General features: G+C 61.7%; 17 protein-coding genes. 2 read left to right on the top strand and 15 right to left on the bottom strand.

Features of this window, described 5'->3' with window-relative positions:
* The 4 genes from BLX42_RS09095 to BLX42_RS09080 all read right to left on the bottom strand — a co-directional run bounded on the left by BLX42_RS09095 (position 1) and on the right by BLX42_RS09080 (position 2,484).
* Entirely contained in the window at positions 1-357 is a 357-nt protein-coding gene (locus BLX42_RS09095) for a type II toxin-antitoxin system HigA family antitoxin (RefSeq protein ID WP_046784974.1), read from the bottom strand.
* Positions 347-655: a type II toxin-antitoxin system HigB family toxin gene (locus BLX42_RS09090; protein ID WP_046784973.1), complete on the bottom strand. Its 309-nt coding sequence runs from the start codon at positions 653-655 to the stop codon at positions 347-349. The genes BLX42_RS09095 and BLX42_RS09090 overlap by 11 nt, the downstream gene beginning before the upstream one ends.
* A 65-nt stretch (positions 656-720) precedes the next feature.
* The gene (locus tag BLX42_RS09085; protein ID WP_115273382.1) at positions 721-1,494 is read right to left on the bottom strand and encodes a ParA family protein; all 774 of its coding nucleotides are present in this window, start codon (positions 1,492-1,494) and stop codon (positions 721-723) included.
* 90 nt (positions 1,495-1,584) lie between these two features.
* The gene (locus BLX42_RS09080; RefSeq protein WP_119688137.1) at positions 1,585-2,484 is read right to left on the bottom strand and encodes a LysR family transcriptional regulator; all 900 of its coding nucleotides are present in this window, start codon (positions 2,482-2,484) and stop codon (positions 1,585-1,587) included.
* 108 nt (positions 2,485-2,592) lie between these two features.
* Between BLX42_RS09080 and BLX42_RS09075 the strand changes: the two genes are divergently transcribed.
* Complete coding sequence (locus tag BLX42_RS09075; protein WP_161871625.1) at positions 2,593-3,837, top strand: MFS transporter; 1,245 nt, start codon at positions 2,593-2,595, stop codon at positions 3,835-3,837.
* 118 nt (positions 3,838-3,955) lie between these two features.
* On the opposite strand, the gene BLX42_RS09070 is transcribed toward BLX42_RS09075, so the two are convergent.
* The 11 genes from BLX42_RS09070 to pilM all read right to left on the bottom strand — a co-directional run bounded on the left by BLX42_RS09070 (position 3,956) and on the right by pilM (position 18,992).
* Positions 3,956-4,303 (bottom strand): YgiW/YdeI family stress tolerance OB fold protein, encoded by a 348-nt coding sequence (locus BLX42_RS09070; RefSeq protein WP_115273379.1) that lies wholly within the window; start codon positions 4,301-4,303, stop codon positions 3,956-3,958.
* Positions 4,304-4,511: 208 nt separating this feature from the next.
* The gene (hemE, locus tag BLX42_RS09065; protein WP_115273378.1) at positions 4,512-5,576 is read right to left on the bottom strand and encodes a uroporphyrinogen decarboxylase; all 1,065 of its coding nucleotides are present in this window, start codon (positions 5,574-5,576) and stop codon (positions 4,512-4,514) included.
* 151 nt (positions 5,577-5,727) lie between these two features.
* A complete protein-coding gene (locus BLX42_RS09060) occupies positions 5,728-7,146 on the bottom strand; it encodes an FAD-dependent oxidoreductase (protein WP_115273377.1) in 1,419 nt (472 codons plus the stop codon).
* Positions 7,147-7,269: 123 nt separating this feature from the next.
* Positions 7,270-11,715, bottom strand: a complete 4,446-nt coding sequence (gltB, locus tag BLX42_RS09055) for a glutamate synthase large subunit (protein WP_115273376.1) — start codon at positions 11,713-11,715, stop codon at positions 7,270-7,272.
* A gap of 373 nt (positions 11,716-12,088) precedes the next feature.
* Positions 12,089-13,672, bottom strand: a complete 1,584-nt coding sequence (locus tag BLX42_RS09050; RefSeq protein ID WP_161871624.1) for an SPOR domain-containing protein — start codon at positions 13,670-13,672, stop codon at positions 12,089-12,091.
* Positions 13,673-13,687: 15 nt separating this feature from the next.
* Positions 13,688-14,785, bottom strand: a complete 1,098-nt coding sequence (gene aroB / locus BLX42_RS09045) for a 3-dehydroquinate synthase (protein ID WP_046787053.1) — start codon at positions 14,783-14,785, stop codon at positions 13,688-13,690.
* 94 nt (positions 14,786-14,879) lie between these two features.
* Positions 14,880-15,398, bottom strand: a complete 519-nt coding sequence (gene aroK / locus BLX42_RS09040; protein ID WP_039602073.1) for a shikimate kinase AroK — start codon at positions 15,396-15,398, stop codon at positions 14,880-14,882.
* A 4-nt stretch (positions 15,399-15,402) separates the two neighbouring features.
* Complete coding sequence (locus tag BLX42_RS09035) at positions 15,403-16,671, bottom strand: type IV pilus secretin PilQ (RefSeq protein ID WP_161871623.1); 1,269 nt, start codon at positions 16,669-16,671, stop codon at positions 15,403-15,405.
* Positions 16,595-17,611 carry a pilus assembly protein PilP gene (locus BLX42_RS09030; RefSeq protein WP_161871622.1) on the bottom strand — a complete coding sequence of 339 codons (1,017 nt, stop codon included), beginning with the start codon at positions 17,609-17,611 and terminating at the stop codon, positions 16,595-16,597. The genes BLX42_RS09035 and BLX42_RS09030 overlap by 77 nt, the downstream gene beginning before the upstream one ends.
* Entirely contained in the window at positions 17,608-18,144 is a 537-nt protein-coding gene (locus BLX42_RS09025; protein ID WP_161871621.1) for a PilN domain-containing protein, read from the bottom strand. The genes BLX42_RS09030 and BLX42_RS09025 overlap by 4 nt, the downstream gene beginning before the upstream one ends.
* The gene (gene pilM / locus BLX42_RS09020; RefSeq protein ID WP_161871620.1) at positions 18,144-18,992 is read right to left on the bottom strand and encodes a type IV pilus biogenesis protein PilM; all 849 of its coding nucleotides are present in this window, start codon (positions 18,990-18,992) and stop codon (positions 18,144-18,146) included. The genes BLX42_RS09025 and pilM overlap by 1 nt, the downstream gene beginning before the upstream one ends.
* Positions 18,993-19,170: 178 nt before the next feature.
* Here pilM and BLX42_RS09015 point away from each other — a divergent pair.
* On the top strand, positions 19,171-21,334 hold a 2,164-nt coding region (locus tag BLX42_RS09015; RefSeq protein WP_161871619.1), incomplete at its 3' end, for a penicillin-binding protein 1A.

Here is a 21,334-nt window from a genome sequence, read left to right as displayed (position 1 = left end):
TCAAGCGTTCGCCAGTAGGGATTCATAGGGAATACGGAGGCCATCGTGAAGCCGTTTGATCATGGACAGACTTAGCCTGCGCTTCCCGTTCAAGACTTCAGATACGCGACCGCTTGGGCCGATGTAAGGCTCCAGGTCCCGCGCTGTCAGCCCCTGCTGGTCCATGCAGAATTTGATAGCCTCGATTGGGTCTGCGGGCTGAATGGGGTAGTGCTTGTTTTCGTACACCTCAATCAATGTCACAAGAACTTCCATTTCATCAGCATCGGGTGTACCGGCTTGTGCTTGATAAATGGACTCCAGTCGCAGAAATGCGGCTTTAAGGTCGTCGTCATTGCGGATTGGCTTAATATTCACTGATCGTCTCCACGTCAATTTCGTCATATCGCTTGTGCGTTCCGACGAATTTCACCCAGGCAATACCAGCTCGATACTGCATTTCAACCACTAGCCGGTATTTATTGCCTCCGATGTTGAAGACCACGCGGTTGTTGCCACATATGCTAGCGCTGCCAATCTGGCTTTTCACCTCTTGCGGTGTTCGCCATGTGGCTTTTTGTGCCATATCGTGCCAACTCTCCAACGGTGCCTTGGCATCTTCATGCCCTGGTAACTCCCAGAATTTCACCAATGTACTTTTGGCAATGACGCGCATCCAAACAGATCTCCCGTTTTGGGAGATGCTAGCGCTTATCTACTCCTCGCGCAAGGATGAGCATTTCACGCGGTGCGCTCAAGCAAATCATGCAGCTCGACAAACTGCTGGGTCAGCTTGTGCCGTGGCTCCAGGTGGATCAGCGGTAAACTGGCGTGGTGCGACTCGCGCATCTTCACCGAACTGCTCAGGTATACCGGCAATACCGGCAGGCCTTCGGCCAGCAGTTCGTCGAGCATCTGCTGGGGCAGGCTGGCGCGGGACTGGAACTGATTGACGACAATGCCTTCGACCACCAGCTCTTCGTTGTGGTCATCCTTCAACTCTTCTATCTCAGCCAGCAGCCCATACAGCGCCTGGCGCGAAAAACTGTCGCAGTCGAACGGGATCAGCACACGGTCTGCCGCAATCAGCGCCGATACCGCATAGAAGTTGAGTGCAGGCGGCGTATCGATGTAGATCCGCTCGTAATCCTCGTCGAGCTCGTCGAGCAACTTACGCAGCTTGTTGATCTTGTGCTTGGCCTCAAGCTTGGGCTGCAAATCGGCCAGCTCTGACGTGGCGGTGATCACATGCAGGTTGTCGAACGGGGTTTCGTAGATATCGACCTTGTTCTTCTTGCTGAACGGCCCGCTGGAGAGGCTTTGCTTGAAGAAGTCGGCGATGCCCATCGGAATGTCTTCGCCGGTAAGGCCGGTCAGGTACTGAGTCGAGTTGGCCTGGGCATCCAGGTCGATCAGCAGGGTCCGATAACCTTCACTGGCGCTGACCGCCGCCAGATTGCAAGCGATGCTCGACTTGCCCACACCACCTTTCTGATTGAACACCACGCGCCGCATGAGAGACCTCCGTGTATCAACGAATGCCCGAGTATGTGGCGGCGCAGCGGCATTGGCCAGCGCCAATTGCCCGACGCCGACGGCAAGGGTTCAATTGCCCCCTGCGGTTACGCCCGTCAGCAATGCGGCAAAGGCCTTGGCCATTGCCGATCCGCCATGTTGGCGCTGGACCAGCCATACAGCAGAGGTGGCGTCTTCATCCAGAAGCGTTCGGTACACAACGCCCTCGATGCGCATGCGCTGAAAGGAAGCAGGCAAAATCGACACCCCAAGGCCCGCCGACACCAGCCCAATGATGGTCATGGCTTCCCCTGCTTCCTGAGCAAAATGCGGATTGAAACCCGCCTGTCGCGCCAGGCTCAGCAACTGGGCGTGCAATCCACTGCCGTAACTGCGCGGGAAGAACACGAACGGTTCATGGGCCAGCGCCGCCATGTGCACACCGTGCTCGGTCCCTTCGGCCAGCGCATGTGAGGCATTGATCACCGCCACCAGCGGTTCGCGAAACAGCTCCGTGGCCACCAGCCCTTCCGGCAAGGGCATGGGCCGCATCAGGCCGACCTCGATGGACTCGTCGAACACCCCTTCGGCGACATCGCGGCTGCTCATTTCCTTGAGGTTCAGGTGCACCGCCGGGAAGCGCTGGCGGAAGGCATGAATCGCCTTGGGGATCTTCGAGGTAAAAGGGGCCGACGAGGTAAAGCCGATCTTCATTTCGCCCAGCTCACCCAGTTGCGCACGGCGCGCAACATCGGCCGCCTTCTCTACCTGCGCAATTACCTGACGGGCTTCCTCGAGGAACAGCCGACCGGCCTCACTGAGCTCGACCCGACGATTGGTACGTTCGAACAGGCGCGCGCCCAACTCCTGTTCCAATGCCTGAATCTGCTGACTCAGGGGTGGCTGAGAAATGCCTAACTGCTGGGCCGCCCGCCCGAAGTGCAGCTCTTCGGCAACGGCAATGAAATAACGCAGGTGGCGCAGTTCCATGGGGCCTCCAGAACAAGTCGCAAAACGTCTTAAATAGGTCGAACAATATATTGGATCTAATCATTAGGCAGCTATATGCTTTTTTCATTGCGCCAGAGGTACCCGCCCGTGAAAACTGCTGTAGCCCCCCTTCCTGCCGACCCCGAGCCTGCCCCGCTGAACGAAATCTGGATCGAGAAAGGCACCCCTGCCTTCATGAAGACCGTATTGGCCCTGTTCAGCGGCGGCTTCGCGACCTTCGCCCTGCTGTATTGCGTGCAGCCGATGATGCCGCTGCTGTCGCAGGAGTTTTCGATCAATGCCGCGCAGAGCAGCCTGGTACTGTCGGTGTCGACCGGCATGCTGGCGTTCGGCCTGCTGATCACCGGGCCGATTTCCGACCGCATCGGGCGCAAGCCGGTGATGGTATTCGCGCTGCTCTGCGCCGCGTTATCGACCATGGTCAGCGCAGTGATGCCGACCTGGGAAGGCGTACTCGCCACGCGGGCGCTGGTCGGCCTGTCGCTGAGCGGCCTGGCAGCTGTGGCGATGACCTACCTGAGTGAAGAAATCCACCCGCAGCACATCGGCCTGGCCATGGGCTTGTATATCGGTGGCAATGCCATCGGCGGCATGAGCGGTCGGCTGATCACAGGCGTGCTGATCGACTTCGTCAGCTGGCACACGGCAATGCTGACCATCGGTGGTTTGGCCCTGATCGCAGCGCTGGTGTTCTGGAAGGTGCTGCCCGAATCGCGCAATTTCAGGGCGCAGACGCTCAAACCGCGCAGCCTGCTGGATGGCTTCGTCATGCACTTCAAGGACGCGGGTCTGCCCTGGCTGTTCCTCGAAGCCTTCCTGTTGATGGGCGCATTCGTCACCCTGTTCAACTACATAGGCTATCGGCTGCTCGCCGAGCCGTATCACATGAACCAGGCGCTGGTCGGTTTGCTCTCGGTGGTCTATCTGTCGGGTATCTACAGCTCGGCACAAGTGGGTGCGCTGGCAGATAAACTTGGGCGCCGCCGGGTGTTCTGGGCGAGCATTCTGGTCATGGCGGGCGGGCTGTTGATGACATTGGCCAACCCACTGGTGATGATTATCGTCGGCATGCTGATCTTTACCTTCGGCTTCTTCGGAGCGCATTCGGTGGCCAGCAGCTGGATCGGCCGCCGAGCGCTGAAGGCCAAGGGCCAGGCGTCTTCGCTGTACCTGTTCTGCTATTACGCGGGGTCGAGTGTGGCGGGGACGGCAGGCGGGGTGTTCTGGCACCAATGGGGCTGGAGTGGCATCGGGCTGTTCATCGGCAGCCTCCTGGCGGTGGCGTTGCTGGTGGCGTTGCACCTTAGCAAGCTGGCGCCCAAGGCTGCCTGAAACAGGGCTGCTCTGTGCAGCCCAATCGCCGGCAAGCCGGCCCCCACAGGTAAACCACTGTATTCAAGGGCAGTGGGATACCTGTGGGGGCCGGCTTGCCGGCGATTGGGGCTTCAGATCAGTTCACGATCTCGACAATATCCACATCCACTTCACGGCTCATCAGGTGCTTTTCCACCTCGCCGGTCAGCTTGACCTTGGTCTTGTCGTTGAACGGCGTCGGCGGCAGGTCTTCATCGTCGATTTCAACGGTGATGGTGCCGGTGTTGTCCTTGAATTCGTACTTGTCGTCGTTGTTGATCTTCTTGGTGACATAACCCTGCAGCACCACGGGGGTGTCATCGGCTGCGTCATTGGCAGCAGCGACGGTAGTCACCGACTGGGCGCCCGGGCCGGTATAGCCGGCGGCCAAGGCAGCGGTACTGAACAAGGGGGCGAGAATCAGAGCGAAGTAACGAGCTTTCATGAGGATCGGGTCCTGTTTCGGTTTCGATGGGACCAGATTAGCGACAATCGCTGAATTAAAACTTAATGCAACAAAAAACGGCCCGCCGGCAAGCCGGCTCCTACAAGGACCGCGCAGTTGTTGAGCTGTGCGCCGTACCTGTGGGAGCCGGCTTGCCGGCGATGGGCCGCAAAGCGGCCCCAAATCGCTTGACTGACTGCCATTCAGATCACTGGTGATACTGCGCCGACAGCTCATGCACGGCGTTGATGAACACACCCGCATGCTCCGGGTCGACCTCCGGCGTAATGCCGTGACCCAGGTTGAACACGTGACCGGTACCCTTGCCATAGCTCGCCAGGATCCGTGCCACTTCGTTGCGAATGGCCTCAGGCTTGGCGTACAGCACGGTCGGGTCCATGTTGCCTTGCAGGGCAACCTTGTCGCCAACGCGGCGGCGGGCGTCGCCGATCTCGCAGGTCCAGTCCAGGCCCAGGGCATCAGCGCCGGCTTCGGCGATGCTCTCCAGCCACAGGCCGCCGTTCTTGGTGAACAGGATTACCGGCACCTTGCGCCCATCGTGCTCACGGATCAGGCCGCTGACGATCTTGCGCATGTAGGCCAGGGAGAACTCCTGATACGCCGCCGCCGACAGGTTGCCGCCCCAGGTGTCGAAGATCTGCACGGCTTGGGCGCCGGCCAGGATCTGCCCGTTGAGGTAGCTGGTGACCGACTGTGCCAGCTTGTCCAGCAGCAGGTGCAGGGCCTGCGGGTTGTCGTAGGCCATCGCCTTGGTCTTGCGGAAGTCTTTGGACGAACCACCTTCGACCATGTAGGTGGCCAAGGTCCACGGGCTGCCGGAGAAACCGATCAGCGGCACACGGCCGTTGAGCTCGCGCCGAATGGTACTGACGGCATCCATCACGTAGCCAAGGTCTTTCTGCGGATCAGGGATTGGCAGGGCTTCGATGTCGGCCGGGGTGCTGATGACCTTCTTGAAACGCGGACCTTCGCCGGTCTCGAAGTACAGGCCCAGGCCCATGGCATCGGGAATGGTGAGGATGTCCGAGAACAGGATCGCTGCGTCAAGCGGGTAGCGCTCCAGCGGCTGCAGGGTGACCTCACAGGCGAACTGCGGGTTCATGCACAGGCTCATGAAGTCACCGGCCTTGGCGCGGCTGGCGCGGTATTCCGGCAGGTAACGGCCGGCCTGGCGCATCATCCATACAGGGGTGACGTCTACGGGTTGCTTGAGCAGTGCACGCAGGAAACGATCGTTCTTCAGGGCAGTCATGTCGGCATCCGGCAAAAAAGTGCGGGCATTTTCTCAGACGCCAGCGCAAAAGGCACGGTTGAGACCATGCGTTTTGTCTATTGGGTGCCGTGGATCAAGCAATTTTGTATACAAAAAGCGATGAGGCCGCTGTGCGGCCCCATCGGTCACATCAGACTTCAAGGTAATCCAGGATACCTTCGGCAGCGGTACGACCTTCGAAGATGGCGGTCACCACCAGGTCCGAACCGCGCACCATATCGCCACCGGCAAAGATTTTCGGGTTGCTGGTCTGGTGCTTGAACTTGCCTTTCTCCGGGGCCACCACGCGGCCTTGGCTGTCCATCTGGATGCCATGCTGCTCGAACCAAGGTGCCGGGCTTGGGCGGAAGCCGAAAGCGATCACCACGGCGTCCGCCGGGAGGATTTCTTCGGAACCCGGGATTGGCTCAGGGCTGCGACGACCACGGGCATCAGGCTCGCCAAGACGGGTCTCGACCACCTTCACGCCTTCGACCTTGTCTTCACCGACAATGGCGATCGGCTGACGGTTGTAGAGGAATTTCACGCCTTCTTCCTTGGCGTTCTTCACCTCTTTGCGCGAGCCCGGCATGTTGGCTTCGTCACGACGGTAGGCACAGGTCACCGCCTTGGCGCCCTGGCGGATCGAGGTGCGGTTGCAGTCCATTGCGGTGTCGCCACCGCCCAGCACCACGACCTTCTTGCCCTGCATGTCGACGAAGTCTTGCGGCGACTTCTCGAAGCCCAGGTTGCGGTTGACGTTGGCAATCAGGAAGTCCAGCGCGTCATGCACGCCCGGCAGGTCCTCGCCCGGGAAGCCGCCTTTCATGTAGGTGTAGGTACCCATGCCCATGAACACGGCGTCGTACTCGGCGAGCAGCTGTTCCATGGTGATGTCGGTGCCCACTTCGGTGTTCAGGCGGAACTCGATACCCATGCCGGTAAAGACTTCGCGACGATTGCTCAGCACGGTCTTTTCCAGCTTGAACTCAGGGATGCCGAAGGTCAGCAAGCCGCCGATTTCCGGGTTCTTGTCGAACACCACCGGGGTAACCCCGGCGCGCACCAGCACGTCGGCACAGCCCAGGCCTGCCGGGCCAGCACCGATGATGGCAACGCGCTTGCCGGTCGGTTTGACCTTGGACATGTCCGGGCGCCAACCCATGGCGAAGGCGGTGTCGGTGATGTACTTCTCGACCGAACCGATGGTCACCGCGCCGAAGCCATCGTTCAGGGTGCAGGCACCCTCGCACAGGCGGTCCTGCGGGCACACACGGCCGCAGACTTCCGGCAGGGTGTTGGTCTGGTGCGAGAGTTCCGCCGCAGCCAGGATGTTGCCTTCGGAGACCAGCTTCAACCAGTTCGGGATGAAGTTGTGCACCGGGCACTTCCACTCGCAATACGGGTTACCGCAGCCCAGGCAGCGGTGTGCCTGCTCTACGGACTGCTGGGGCTTGAAAGGCTCGTAGATTTCCACGAACTCCTTCTTGCGTTGGCGCAGCAGCTTTTTCTTCGGGTCCTTGCGGCCCACTTCGATGAACTGGAAGTCGTTACTCAGACGTTCAGCCATTTTTCAAAACCTCTTAACAGCAGCTGCAAGCTACAAGCTGCAAGCCGCAAGACGATCACTTAAGCCGGGCAAACCTCGAGCTGCTATTACTCGCAGCTTGAGGCTTGCCACTTGCAGCTGTTTTTACTGCGGGTTGGCACGGGTGCTGGACAGCAGTTGCTTGAGGTTGGCCGCCTTCGGCTTGACCAGCCAGAAGCGCCGCACATAGTCGTCCAGGTTTTCCGAGAGCTCACGCCCCCACTCGCTGCCGGTTTCTTCCACGTATTCGCCAAGGACCCGCGCCAGGTGGCTACGGTAGGCTTCCATCGCTTCACCACTGATACGCTGGATTTCCACCAGCTCGTGGTTGAGCTTGTCGACGAAGCTGTTGTCCATGTCGAGCACGTAGGCGAAGCCGCCAGTCATGCCAGAGCCGAAGTTGTAACCGGTCTTGCCCAGAACGCAGACAAAGCCACCGGTCATGTATTCACAGCAGTGATCGCCAGTACCCTCGACAACAGCATGGGCGCCGGAGTTACGCACAGCGAAGCGCTCGCCCGCGGTGCCGGCGGCGAACAGCTTGCCGCCCGTGGCGCCGTACAGGCAGGTGTTGCCGACGATGGCGCTGTGCTGGGTTTCGAACGGGCTGCCGGCTGGCGGCACGATGGTGACCTTGCCACCGGTCATGCCTTTGCCGACGTAGTCGTTGGCGTCACCTTCCAGGTACAGGTTCAGACCACCGGCGTTCCACACGCCGAAGCTCTGGCCCGCAGTTCCCTTGAAGCGGAAGGTGATCGGCGCTGCGGCCATGCCCTGGTTGCCGTGCAGCTTGGCGATTTCGCCGGAGATGCGCGCACCAATGGAGCGGTCACAGTTGCAGATGTCGAGCGCGAACTCGCCACCGGCCTGATCGCGAATGGCAGGCAGGGCCATTTCGACCATTTTCTCGGCCAGCTCGCCCTTGTCGAACGGCGGGTTCTTGTCGACTTCGCAGAACTGCGGCTTGTCAGCCGGGATGTGCGAGCTGCCCAGCAGCGGCGACAGGTCCAGGTAGTGCTGGCGCTCGGTATCGCCTGGCAGCACGTCGAGCAGGTCGGTGCGGCCGATCAACTCGCCCAGGCTACGCACACCCAGCTTGGCCAGCCACTCGCGCGTCTCCTCGGCGACGAAGGTGAAGAAGTTGATCACCATGTCGACGGTGCCGATGTAGTGGTCCTTGCGCAGCTTGTCGTTCTGCGTGGCAACGCCAGTGGCGCAGTTGTTCAGGTGGCAGATGCGCAGGTACTTGCAGCCCAGGGCGATCATCGGTGCGGTACCGAAGCCAAAGCTTTCGGCACCGAGGATGGCGGCCTTGATCACATCCAGGCCGGTTTTCAGGCCGCCGTCGGTCTGTACCCGTACCTTGCCGCGCAGGTCGTTGCCGCGCAGGGTCTGGTGGGTTTCGGCCAGGCCAAGCTCCCACGGGGCGCCGGCGTACTTGATCGAGGTCAGCGGCGAAGCGCCGGTACCACCGTCATAACCGGAGATGGTGATCAGGTCGGCGTAGGCCTTGGCCACGCCGGCGGCGATGGTGCCAACGCCTGCCTCTGCCACGAGCTTGACCGATACCAGGGCCTGGGGGTTGACCTGCTTGAGGTCATAGATCAGCTGGGCCAGGTCTTCGATCGAGTAGATATCGTGGTGCGGTGGCGGCGAGATCAGGGTCACGCCCGGTACCGCATAGCGCAGCTTGGCGATCAGGCCGTTGACCTTGCCGCCGGGCAACTGGCCGCCCTCGCCCGGCTTGGCGCCCTGGGCAACCTTGATCTGCAGCACTTCGGCATTGACCAGGTATTCCGGGGTCACACCGAAGCGGCCGGTGGCCACCTGCTTGATCTTGGAGCTGCGGATGGTGCCATAGCGCGAGGGGTCTTCACCGCCCTCACCGGAGTTGGAGCGCGCGCCCAGGCGGTTCATCGCCTCGGCCAGCGCTTCGTGAGCCTCTGGCGACAGCGCACCCAGCGAGATACCGGCGGAGTCGAAGCGCTTGAGGATCGCCTCCAGCGGCTCGATCTGATCCAGCGGCAGGGCCTCGTCGGCCACCTTCACTTTCAGCAGGTCGCGGATCATCGACACCGGGCGCTGGTCGACCAGCGTGGTGTACTCCTTGAACTTGGCGTAGTCGCCCTGCTGCACGGCGGCCTGCAGGGTATTGACCACATCCGGGTTGTAGGCGTGGTACTCGCCACCGTGGACGAACTTGAGCAGGCCACCCTGCTGGATCGGCTTGCGCGCGCTCCAGGCTTCAGCGGCGAGCAGCTTCTGGTCGCCCTCGAGGTCGACGAAACGCGCACCCTTGATGCGGCTGGACACGCCTTTGAAGCTCAGGCCGACCACTTCTTCGGCCAGGCCTACGGCCTCGAACAGCTGAGCACCACGGTAGGAGGCGATGGTGGAGATGCCCATCTTCGACAGGATCTTCAGCAGGCCCTTGGAGATGCCTTTGCGGTAGTACTTGAAGACTTCGTCCAGGTCGCCCAGCACTTCGCCGGTGCGGATCAGGTCGGCCAGCACTTCATACGCCAGGTACGGGTACACCGCAGAGGCGCCGAAGCCCAGCAGCACGGCGAAGTGGTGCGGGTCACGGGCAGTGGCGGTTTCGACCAGGATGTTGCTGTCGCAACGCAGGCCTTTTTCCGTCAGGCGGTGGTGGACCGCGCCAACGGCGAACGAAGCGTGCACCGGCAGCTTGCCCGGGGCGATGTAGCGGTCGCTGAGCACCAGTTGGGTCTTGCCCGCGCGCACCGCTTCTTCAGCCTGATCGGCGATGTTGCGGATGGCCGCTTCCAGGCCGATGCCTTCTTCGTAGTTGAGGTCGATCAGCTGACGGTCGAAGCCTTCGCGCTCCAGGTTCATCAACGAACGCCACTTGGCGGGCGAAATGACCGGGGAGCTGAGGATTACCCGCGAGGCATGCTCAGGAGATTCCTGGAAGATGTTGCGCTCGGCACCCAGGCAGATCTCCAGCGACATGACGATCGCTTCGCGCAGCGGGTCGATCGGCGGGTTGGTAACCTGGGCGAACTGCTGGCGGAAGAAGTCGTAAGGCGAACGCACGCGCTGCGACAGCACGGCCATTGGCGTGTCGTCACCCATCGAACCGACCGCTTCCTGGCCTTGCTCGCCGAGTGGGCGCAGTACCTGGTCACGCTCTTCGAAAGTGACCTGGAACATCTTCATGTACTGCTTGAGCTGGTCAGCGTCGTAGCTGGCCGCGCCCTGGTCGTCGGAGAGCGTCGCCTGGATGCGCAAGGCGTGCTGACGCAGCCAGCGCTTGTACGGGTGGCGCGACTTCAGGCGGTTGTCGATGGCATCGGTGTCGAGGATGTGGCCGGTCTCGGTATCCACCGCGAAGATCTGGCCTGGGCCGACACGGCCCTTGGCGATGACATCTTCAGGCTTGTAGTCCCACACGCCGATTTCCGACGCCAGGGTGATATAGCCATTCTTGGTGGTCACCCAGCGCGCCGGGCGCAGGCCGTTGCGGTCAAGCAGGCAGACCGCATGACGGCCTTCGGTCATGACGATGCCGGCCGGGCCGTCCCACGGTTCCATGTGCATGGAGTTGTATTCGTAGAAAGCGCGCAGGTCGGCGTCCATGGTCTCGACGTTCTGCCAGGCTGGCGGTACCAGCATGCGCACGCCGCGGAACAGGTCGATACCGCCGGTGACCATCAGTTCCAGCATGTTGTCCATGCTCGAGGAGTCGGACCCTACGCGGTTGACCAGCGGGCCGAGCTCTTCGAGGTCGGGGATCTGGTCGTTGGCGAACTTGGTGCGACGGGCCATCGCCCAGTTGCGGTTACCGGTGATGGTGTTGATCTCGCCATTGTGGGCGAGGAAGCGGAACGGCTGCGCCAGCGGCCATTTCGGCAGGGTGTTGGTGGAGAAGCGCTGGTGGAACACGCAGATCGCGGTTTGCAGGCGCTCGTCGTCCAGGTCGGGATAGAAGGCCGCGAGATCGCGCGGCATCATCAGGCCTTTGTAGATGATGGTCTTGTGCGAGAAGCTGCAGATGTAGTGGTCGGCGTCGTGGGCGTTGGCCACGGACGAACGGCGACGGGCACTGAACAGCTTGATGGCGAATTCCTGATCGCTCAGGCCTTCACCGCCGATGAACACCTGTTCGATCTGCGGCAGGCGCTCCAGCGCCAGGCGGCCGAGCACGCTGGTGTCGATCGGGACTTTGCGCCAGCCAACCAGGGTCAGGCCGGCAGCGATGATTTCGCGATCCATGTTGGCGCGAGCGGCTTCGGCTTTTACCGGGTCCTGATTGAAGAACACCATGCCAACGGCGTACTGCTTGGGCAGCTCGACGGCAAAGTGTTCCTGGGCCACGGCACGCAGGAATTGATCGGGTTTCTGCATGAGCAGACCGCAACCGTCACCGGTCTTGCCGTCGGCGTTGATGCCGCCACGGTGGGTCATGCAAGTCAGGGCCTGCATGGCCGTTTGCAGAAGGTGGTGGCTCGGTTCGCCCGTCATATGGGCGATCAGGCCAAAACCACAGTTGTCCTTGAATTCTTCGGGATGGTACAGACCTGTTTTCATAGACACTTTCTCACCAGGTTCACCTCTCAACCGGAGGCAAATCTCTTTTTTAACAACCACTTACCATCCACGCCGATCAAATGCCAGCTTTTTTGCGGTGGCCATGGAAAACCATTGTTGCACAGCGACAGCGATGCCCACAAATTTTCATGTCTCACCATTGAAAATTTATGTCGCAATTTTGAATGTTTTTGCGCCATGCGCCGTGATAGCGGCTTGGCTCGAGTCTGAAGCGTTTCAGCCATGACTGCAAGATTGGCTTGTGGCCGGCAGCCTGGGACAGAAAAGCCTGCCGCGCTCGGGCGCAGCAGGCTAGACGAAAGTCAGTTATCGCTCAGCAACTGGGCGGCGGGGTGGTGCCGCCCGGAAGGTATCAGCGGGCCGTAGCCAGCTCTTGTTGGACGCTGGCGACAGTACGTGGCCAAGGTTTACCAGCCTGAACCTTCGCTGGCAAGTTCTTGATTGCCGCAACCGCTGCATCGCGGTTGGCGAAGCTACCATAGGTGACCACGTAGAGCGGCTTGCCCTGCAGGCTTTTCTTGAAGTAGCGATAGTCGCCACCCTGCGCCTTGACGAAGGCCTGCGCCGACGCTTCGGAGCTGGTACCAAGGATCTGCACTACATAATTACCAGGCTTCTGTCCGGAGTACCAGCCGCTGTTACCGCTGCCGCCTGTTGCAGGTTTGGCAGTGGCAACCTGGGTCGGTGCCGGAGCGGGCTTGGCGGGTGCAACCGGCTTGGCCGGCTGGGTTGCTACCGGCTTCTGCACAGGCGCAACCGGCTGGGCCGGCGGCGTACTGGTGGTGGCCTGAGCCATGGTCGGTGCGGGGCCTGCAGCTTCACCCTGCGGTGGTGCGATGGTCGTTACCGTTGGCGGATTGCCTGGCTGCAGCGCAGTGCTGTCCGCCGGGCCACCTTCTTCACCATCCCCCATGCCGGCGGCCTGCGCCAGCGGCTCGCGCATCACCGGCTGCGACTGGCCAACCAAGGGCAGTGGCATCGGCTGCGACGAGCCTGAGAATTCGATGGCCGGGTCAGCGGGCTTTGCTTCCCCCAGCGGCAATTGGGCTTGGGCTGCGGGCGCATCCGTAGCCGCCTTGTCGCTTTTCTTGGGCATGAGAACCGCGGCAGCAACGGCCACTACAACGACAGCGGACAGCGCGAGCACGTGTTTCTTAGGCATTTTGAACCCCATGGTTGGTCGCTTCGCCGTACTACGGCTGGCGATCATGGCTTCGATCAAGGTATCGCGGGCGACCTGGTTGATGTTGCCAGGCCAACCGTCGGAGTGTTCATGAATATCGACGATCTGCTCATGGGTGAACACCTCGATGCCCCGGCCTGCACCTTCCAGGCGCTGCTCCAGGTACTCGCGGGTCTCTTCCTCGCTGTAGGGGGCGAGTTCGATGACGTGGAAACGCTCTTCCTCGACATGGATCTCATCCAACCCGGCGATCAGCGACGCTTCGCCGAACAGGAACACGTGCGGGCGCCCCTCCGGGACACCTGCCGCCAGCTCCAGCAACGCTTGGAGTGCCGACTCGTCGAGTTGTTCCGCATCGTCCACCAGTAAATAGACTTCCTGCCCGGTGAGGGCAAGCTGTACTACCTTGGAGAGGATCGCCTGAACTTCCGCCGGAGCCACGTCCAGCGCCTGGGCCACCTGGCCCAGCACGCTGGCGGCATCGCTGGCGCCGCGCGCCGATACCACGACGCTCTGCACCGACTGCTTGTTGGTGCTGGCCACCAAGGCCTGGCGCAACAACGTCTTGCCGCTGCCGACGGGGCCTGTAACCACCAGCATCAGCTGGCTGTAACGGGCCAGGTGGTGCAGTTGGCCGAGCACAGGCTTGCGCTGGGCAGGGAAAAACTTGAAGCCGGGCACACGCGGCGCGAACGGATCGTGGCTCAACTGGTAATGGTCGAGAAACGCCTCATCGGCATGCAAACTGGTCATTGCGCTGTCACAACCTCAAAGCTGGGCCACGATCGCGCGGTAATCCGCCGACAGCGTGGCCTGAAGAATCTCTTTCGGATAGTCGTCGGTAACCACGGCTTCGCCCATCTGGCGCAGGAGCACCAGACGCAAACGCCCATCGATCACCTTTTTGTCGACCGCCATATGCTCCATGAAATGCGCCGGGGTCATTTCCTGTGGTGGCACCACCGGCAAACCTGCATCCTGCAGCAGGCGGATTGCGCGATCGCGCTCGGACTGATCGATCCAGCCCAGACGCATCGACATCTCCAGGGCCATCACCGTACCCGCTGCCACGGCCTCGCCGTGCAACCAGACACCGTAGCCCATGTGCGTTTCGATGGCATGCCCGAAGGTATGCCCCAGGTTGAGCGTTGCGCGCACACCAGACTCACGTTCGTCAGCCCCGACCACCGCAGCCTTGGCTGCACACGAGCGCTGGATCGCTTCGGTCAGCGCCGCTGGCTCGAGGGCGCGCAAAGCCTTGATATTGTCCTCGAGCCAACCAAGGAAGGGCTTGTCGCAGATCAGCCCGTACTTGATCACTTCGGCCAGGCCCGCCGACAGCTCGCGCTCGGGCAGGGTGTTGAGGGTGGTGGTGTCGATCAGCACGGCGTTGGGCTGGTAGAACGCACCCACCATGTTCTTGCCCAGCGGATGGTTGATGCCGGTCTTGCCGCCGACAGAGGAGTCGACCTGGGACAGCAGGGTGGTCGGTACCTGGATGAAATCGACGCCGCGCTGATAGCACGCCGCAGCGAAGCCGGCCATGTCGCCGATAACGCCACCACCGAGGGCCACCACCGTGGTGCGGCGGTCGTGCCGGGCCGTGAGGAGGCCGTCGAAGATCAACTGCAGGGTTTCCCAGTTTTTGTGGGCTTCGCCATCCGGGAGGATCACTGGCAGCACCGAATAGGCACCCAGCGTCTTGCTCAGACGTTCGAGATACAGGGGCGCGACGGTCTCGTTGGAAACGATGGCAACCTGCCGGCCGGCAATGTGCGGCGCCAGCAGTTCTGGCTGCTCAAGCAGGCCTTCGCCAATGTAGATCGGGTAGCTGCGCTCGCCCAGGTCGACCTTTAGTGTCTGCATGTATCCCCACAATGTACTTGGGCGCGGCGTCGGCTGAGCGACCCACGCGGTAACGTTGAACCTCGCCTCGGCGCTGGCCGAGAATAGTCCCGGCCTACCGGGGCGGCAACTGCTGCAAGCGCTCGAGAATATCCAGTACGACCATGCGCGGGGGCCGTTCGTCGGTTTCAACCACGATGTCGGCGATCTCACGGTAGAGCGGATCGCGTGCTTCAAGAAGGCTACGCAAAGTCGCCTCCGGATTGGCAGTACGCAGCAAAGGGCGATTGCGATCGCGCGCAGTACGCCCGACCTGCTGTTCCACCGAGGCATGCAGGTAGATCACCCGGCCACCATGGTGCAGGGCCTGGCGGTTGGCCTCGCGCATCACCGCGCCGCCGCCGGTCGCCACCACCACGCCATCGAGCGCGCAGAGCTCGGCGATCATCGCCTGCTCACGGTCACGGAAGCCCGGCTCGCCTTCTTTGTCGAAGATCCACGGGATGTTGGCGCCTGTTTTCAGTTCGATTTCCTTGTCGGAATCTTTGAACAGCAGGCGCAGCTCTTTGGCCAACAGGCGCCCGATGGTGCTTTTTCCAGCGCCCATGGGCCCTACAAGTATCAAATTTCGCACAGAATCAACGACTCACAGCAATCGCCTGGTCATTCATGATACGCGGAGTCAGGAAGACCAGCAGCTCGGATTTTTTCTCTTGTAATGCATCGCGTCGAAACAGCCGCCCAACATACGGCAGATCACCGAAAAATGGCACCTTGTCGACCACATTGTTTTGCGTGGTCGAATACACACCGCCAATGACGATGGTTTCCCCGTCAGCGACCCGTACCTTGGCATTGACCTCGTTCTTGCGGATCGGCGGCACATCGTTCAAGGCATTGACGAAATCAGGCTCGTCCTTGGTCACCTTGACCGTCATGATCACCTTGCCGTCCGGCGTAATCTGCGGAGTGACCTCCAACGACAGCGAAGCCTCGCGGAATGCAACCGAGGTAGCGCCACTCTTCGTGGTCTCCTGGTAAGGGACTTCGGTGCCTTTGAGGATGCGGGCGGTTTCCTTATTGGCGGTGACCACCTTGGGCTGGGAGATGATTTCACCATTGCCGGTCTTCTCCATGGCGCTGAGTTCAAGGTCCAGCAGCACGCTCCCACGCAACACCCCCAAGCCAATGCTGGAACCGGCCCGTTCCACCCCAAGATCGACAAACACGTCCTTGCCCAAAACAGCAGCTTCGCTGTAGAGCCGCGGGCCCCAGCGCACCCCAAGGCTTTTCTCGTAATCGACATTGGCCTCGACGATGCGCGCCTCGATCTCTACCTGCCGCACCGGCACATCCAGTTGCGCCACCAACTGGCGCAGCTCGGCAAGCCGCTCCTCAGGCTGGTGCGCCACCAGCGTATTGGTGCGCACATCCACATTCAAACTACCGCGACCCGTCAGAATGCCGTCATCGGCCAGCGTGGCCAGCAGCAATTCGGCAAGCTCTGAGGCCTCGGCGTGGTGTATCGGCAGCAACTCGCGGCGCAACGGCTGCGATTGGGCGTCCAGCTCCAAGCCTATACGCGCGCCCAGGGCTTGTTCGGCCAGCTCAGCCGCTGGCGCCACCAACAGCACCTTGCCCTCTTCGCGCCGGGCCAGGCCCTTGCTGCGCAACACCAGCTCCAAAGCCTGATCCCAGGGAACATCCTGCAGACGCAAGGTAATACTGCCCTGCACAGTGTCGCTGGCGACCAGGTTGATGCCGGCATAATCGGCCAGCACCTGCAACACCAGGCGCACTTCCACGTCCTGGAAGTTCAGCGAAATCGGCTCACCCCGATAAGGCGTTGCCGCCAGCAACGGCATCGGCAGCAAAGCCACCACCACCCACTTCATCAACCTGTTCATGATCTTCCCTGATCTCCCCGTCCACGCCCTGCCTGAGCCTCAGAAATGCCGTGCGCTCGCGCCAAGTGCCGCCCACGAACAACCGCTCGCGCACCGTTACCTGGTGCTCATCCACGCGTTCCACCAGCCCCCCATCGCGCCCCAGACGGTCACCGGAACGCACGCGATAGAGCCGCCCGGCAGATGACAGCAAAGCCTCATGCTCCATGCCCCGGGACAAGCTTCCGACCATTTCCAGCTGAGCCAGCGGGACAGAGGCGAGCCCTCGCCTGACAACGCGACCCGACCACGTCGAAAACGGATCGAGAACCGCTGGCAAGACCTCACCCCGGGCGGGTATCCAGGCCAATGATTCCGGCTCTGCCACAGGCCCATCGGCGTGGAAGGCGTCAACACGCAGCCTCAATCGCAGCAAGCCGGGCCTGCCTTGAGCATCGGCCAGATGCATGTCGCCGACACGCAGCAGGCGAACCTGCCCAAGCCACTCATCGAGCCAAAGTCGCAACGCCGCGTAACGCCCAACTACCTGCACATCCAGCGGCGTTCGTGCGAAACCTGCCTTCTTCTGCTCATCCAGTACCTCAAGTTGCTCGAAATGCAGCCCATGCACATGCCCCGACGCGGCCAACTGATCGAGCAGATCGCTGATTTCGCCCCCGGCCGCCAGGCGCCATCGCATATCGTGCAGGTGCCGCTGGGCTTCACTCAGCGCTTGCGGTGCATGCACATGCGCCAACACCTGGGTGGCCTTGGCATGATGCTTGTCGTTGAGGGCCCTTTGGTTTACCTGCGCTGCCTGCTGCAGTTGCCGCCATTCCGGCCAACGAATCAGGCAGCCGACCGCAAGCACCAGGCACGCCGCAGCTATCGGCAGGGCGAATCGGAACAAGCGCGAGCGAGCTACCAGCGCCTGCCAGTCCAGACGCACGCGCAGCTTCACGACCAAGAGCCCGACATCCGCGCCAGCAGCAAAAACTCTTCACCAGCAGGCAAGCTCTTGATCCGCTTCAATTCCAGGTCGAGCAATATCCCGGAGCGCCCCAGATCACGCATCAATTGCGCTATCACAGCGCTGGAAGCGGCCAGCCCAACCAAGCGCAACCGCTCACCCTCGACCTTCAGTTCGACAACCTGAACGCCCTCGGGCAATGCCCGCTCCAGATCGCTGAACAGCGCCGTGAGAAGCCCTCGGTCCGCAAACAAAGCGTCCAGCGAGGCGGTTTGGGCCCTTGCTGCGTCGAGGGCCTGCTGAATGACGTCAAGCTGCTCCAGCTGCCTATTGAGCCCTGCGATCGCGGCCTGGCGCCCCAGGTTGGCAGCGGCCTGATGCTGCGCCCGCTGGCGCGCCAGCTGGTCCATCAACAACACCACACAGAGTGCCAGCACCACGCTGCCAATCAGCATGAGCTGAAAACGGCGAAGCGCCGCCAAGCGTTGCTGTTCGCGCCAGGGCAAAAGATTGATACGCAGCATCAGCGCAAAGCTCCCAGCGCCAGGGCAGACGCCAATGCCATGTTGTCGTCGTGACATGCAAGGCCAGCCACCTGGGGCAACGCCCGATAAGGCACTTCCAACCGGTCAATCAAGTCACCGAGCCGACCTTGCTCAAGCTGCAGGCTCCCTGCCAGAAGCAGGTCTTGCACCTGCAGGTCATCGACAAACAGTTCGGCCAGCCGGCCCAGGGGCGCTTCGCGCCGCTGCGGCAATACACCCTGTGACCAGCAATGCAGCGTAGCGCTGCCGGGCTCAAGGCGCAGCAGCGCGCAGCCGTCTGCACCCGGTTGCGGCATCATTCGCCGCAAGGCGATGCTGTCGACCTCGACGACTTCCAGCAGCAACCCAGCGTCATCGAAAATCGCTTCCAACGACTGCAGCAAGGTCTGCCGGCAGGCCACCACCAGAACATCACGCGCGCCAGCCTGCCCACATGAAGCCCCCAACACCTGGAAGTCCATCACCAGGTCTTCCAGCGGGAAAGGAAACAACCTGTCCGCATCAGCCAGAAGTTGCGCCTCCATTTCGGCTACTGGCTGGTCTGCCGGTAGCTGGCACAACTTGCAGATTACCTGCGAGGCAGGCAGGGCCACTGCGACCCGGCGCTGGCGACTGCCACTGCGCCGACAAGCGCTACGCAGCGCCGCCACGACGCGATCAGGCACTTGCCACCAATCAGCAGCACCTGCGGGCTCGAATCGCTCAACCTCCCAGGCAAGACGCTCACAGCGCCCTTTTCTGCGTTGCAGTTGTACAAGCCGAACCGAATCGACGGCAATTTCAACCCCCAACAGTGAACCGGCATCCTTGCCAATGCGTCCAAGCATCGCTGCTCCTTTGTGTCAGCCCTGAAACCCGCGCCAGCACCAAGGCTTGATGGCCGGAAGGTGCAGCGGGCCGCCCGGCCGGTCACCCGGCGAGGCGAAAAATGCTTATAATGCCCAGCGTTTTTTCGTCCGCCGGCTCCGTGCGCAATTCACCCCTCAACCTGGACACCCAAAAGCCTTGATACGTCTGCTGAAGTTCTTCTGGTGGTCTTTCGTCGCAGTCATCTGCGCGCTCGTACTCGGTGTGAGCGGTGCGTTTCTGTATCTTAGTCCCAACCTGCCGTCGGTCGATTCGCTCAGAAGCATCCAGTTGCAGATCCCCCTGAGGGTGTACAGCAGCGACGGCAAGCTGATCGCCGAGTTTGGCGAAATGCGCCGCTCGCCCATCCGTTTCGCGGACATTCCCCCGCAATTCATTCAGGCGCTTCTGTCAGCCGAGGACGACAATTTCCTCAATCACTACGGCGTTGACCCAGCCAGCCTGATGCGCGCCGCGACCCAACTGGTGAAAACCGGTCATATACAGACCGGCGGCAGCACAATCACCATGCAGGTGGCGAAGAACTTCTTCCTCACCAGCGAGCGCAGCTTCTCGCGCAAGACCAACGAGATTCTCCTGGCCCTGCAGATCGAGCGCGAGCTGACCAAGGACGAGATCCTCGAGCTGTACGTGAACAAGATCTACCTGGGCAACCGCGCCTACGGCATCGACGCTGCCGCACAGGTTTACTATGGCAAGTCGATCCGTGACGTGAGCCTGGCGCAGATGGCGATGATCGCCGGCCTGCCCAAGGCACCGTCGCGCTTCAACCCTCTGGCCAACCCGGTGCGTGCAAAAGAGCGTCGCGACTGGATCCTGGGCCGCATGTACAAGCTCGGCAAGATTGACGAGGCGAGCTACCAGGCCGCCCTGGCCGAACCGCTTAACGCCAGCTACCACGTATCGGCGCCGGAGGTTAACGCGCCTTACATCGCCGAGATGGCCCGTGCCGAAATGGTTGGCCGCTATGGCAGCGATGCGTATACAGAGGGTTTCCGCGTCACCACCACAGTCCCGAGCGACATGCAGGAAATGGCCAACAAGGCCGTTCACGGTGGCCTGTCCGATTATGATGAGCGCCACGGCTACCGCGGCCCTGAATCGCGCTTCCCGGGCAAAGGCCAGGCTGCCTGGCTGCAGGAATTGAACAAGCAGCGCACCTTGGGCGGGCTGGAGCCGGCCATCGTTACGCAGGTTGAAAAAAGCGGCCTGAAAGTACTGACCCGCGGTGGCAAGGAAGAAGATGTCGCATGGGACACCATGAAATGGGCACGCCCGTTCATCAATAGCAATGCGCAGGGCCGGGCGCCACAATCGCCGGCAGACGTGGCCCAGGTTGGCGACCTGGTGCGCGTGCAGCGGCTGGACGACGGCAAACTCAAGTTCAGCCAGGTACCGGCAGCGCAGAGCGCGCTGATCACGCTGGACCCTTACAACGGCGCCATCCGTGCGCTGGTTGGCGGTTTCTCGTTCGAGCAGAGCAACTACAACCGCGCCATGCAGGCCAAGCGCCAGCCCGGCTCAAGCTTCAAACCGTTCATCTATAGCGCGGCGCTGGACAGCGGCTATACGGCCGCCAGCCTGGTCAACGACGCTCCGATCGTGTTCGTCGACGAATACCTGGACAAGGAATGGCGACCCAAGAATGACACCAACACCTTCCTCGGCCCGATTCGCATGCGCGAAGCGCTGTACAAGTCGCGCAACCTGGTATCGATCCGCTTGCTGCAGGCCATGGGCGTAGGCCGCACCATCGACTACATCACCAAGTTCGGCTTCAACAAGCAGGATCTGCCGCCCAACCTGTCGCTGGCATTGGGCACCGCGACACTGACGCCCATGGAAATCGCCACTGGCTGGAGCACCTTCGCCAACGGCGGTTACAAGATCAACCCGTACCTGATCGAGCGCATCGAGAGCCGCAACGGCGAGACACTGTTCACCGCCAACCCTGCGCGCGTGCCGCAGGGCGCCGAGGACGACGCAGGCCTGGCGGCACCAGAGCAACCGATCAGCACGGCGTCGCTGCCAGGAGAGGCACCGTCGGCTGCTGGCCAGCCCGCACCCGCCACACAGGCACCGGTAACCGCCGAACAGATCATCGATGGCCGTACCACCTATATCCTCACCAGCATGCTGCAGGACGTGATCAAACGCGGGACCGGGCGCCGCGCCCTGGCCCTGGGTCGTACGGACCTGGCGGGCAAGACCGGCACCACCAACGAGTCCAAGGACGCCTGGTTCTCCGGCTACAACGCCGATTACGTCACTACCGTCTGGGTCGGTTTCGACCAGCCGGAAA

This window comes from Pseudomonas sp. SG-MS2, from assembly GCF_009933855.1.
Taxonomy (GTDB): domain Bacteria; phylum Pseudomonadota; class Gammaproteobacteria; order Pseudomonadales; family Pseudomonadaceae; genus Aquipseudomonas; species Aquipseudomonas putida_E.
Note: the sequence above shows the minus strand (reverse complement) of the source record. Positions and strands in the feature narration are given on the sequence as shown.

What these genes read in the sequence shown, in the direction of transcription:
- BLX42_RS09090 (WP_046784973.1), bottom strand. Translation starts at nt 655, where the DNA reads ATGCGCGTCATTGCCAAAAGTACATTGGTGAAATTCTGGGAGTTACCA.
- BLX42_RS09085 (WP_115273382.1), bottom strand. Translation starts at nt 1,494, where the DNA reads ATGCGGCGCGTGGTGTTCAATCAGAAAGGTGGTGTGGGCAAGTCGAGC.
- BLX42_RS09080 (WP_119688137.1), bottom strand. Translation starts at nt 2,484, where the DNA reads ATGGAACTGCGCCACCTGCGTTATTTCATTGCCGTTGCCGAAGAGCTG.
- BLX42_RS09070 (WP_115273379.1), bottom strand. Translation starts at nt 4,303, where the DNA reads ATGAAAGCTCGTTACTTCGCTCTGATTCTCGCCCCCTTGTTCAGTACC.
- hemE (WP_115273378.1), bottom strand. Translation starts at nt 5,576, where the DNA reads ATGACTGCCCTGAAGAACGATCGTTTCCTGCGTGCACTGCTCAAGCAA.
- BLX42_RS09060 (WP_115273377.1), bottom strand. Translation starts at nt 7,146, where the DNA reads ATGGCTGAACGTCTGAGTAACGACTTCCAGTTCATCGAAGTGGGCCGC.
- gltB (WP_115273376.1), bottom strand. Translation starts at nt 11,715, where the DNA reads ATGAAAACAGGTCTGTACCATCCCGAAGAATTCAAGGACAACTGTGGT.
- BLX42_RS09050 (WP_161871624.1), bottom strand. Translation starts at nt 13,672, where the DNA reads ATGACCAGTTTGCATGCCGATGAGGCGTTTCTCGACCATTACCAGTTG.
- aroB (WP_046787053.1), bottom strand. Translation starts at nt 14,785, where the DNA reads ATGCAGACACTAAAGGTCGACCTGGGCGAGCGCAGCTACCCGATCTAC.
- BLX42_RS09035 (WP_161871623.1), bottom strand. Translation starts at nt 16,671, where the DNA reads ATGAACAGGTTGATGAAGTGGGTGGTGGTGGCTTTGCTGCCGATGCCG.
- BLX42_RS09025 (WP_161871621.1), bottom strand. Translation starts at nt 18,144, where the DNA reads ATGCTGCGTATCAATCTTTTGCCCTGGCGCGAACAGCAACGCTTGGCG.
- pilM (WP_161871620.1), bottom strand. Translation starts at nt 18,992, where the DNA reads ATGCTTGGACGCATTGGCAAGGATGCCGGTTCACTGTTGGGGGTTGAA.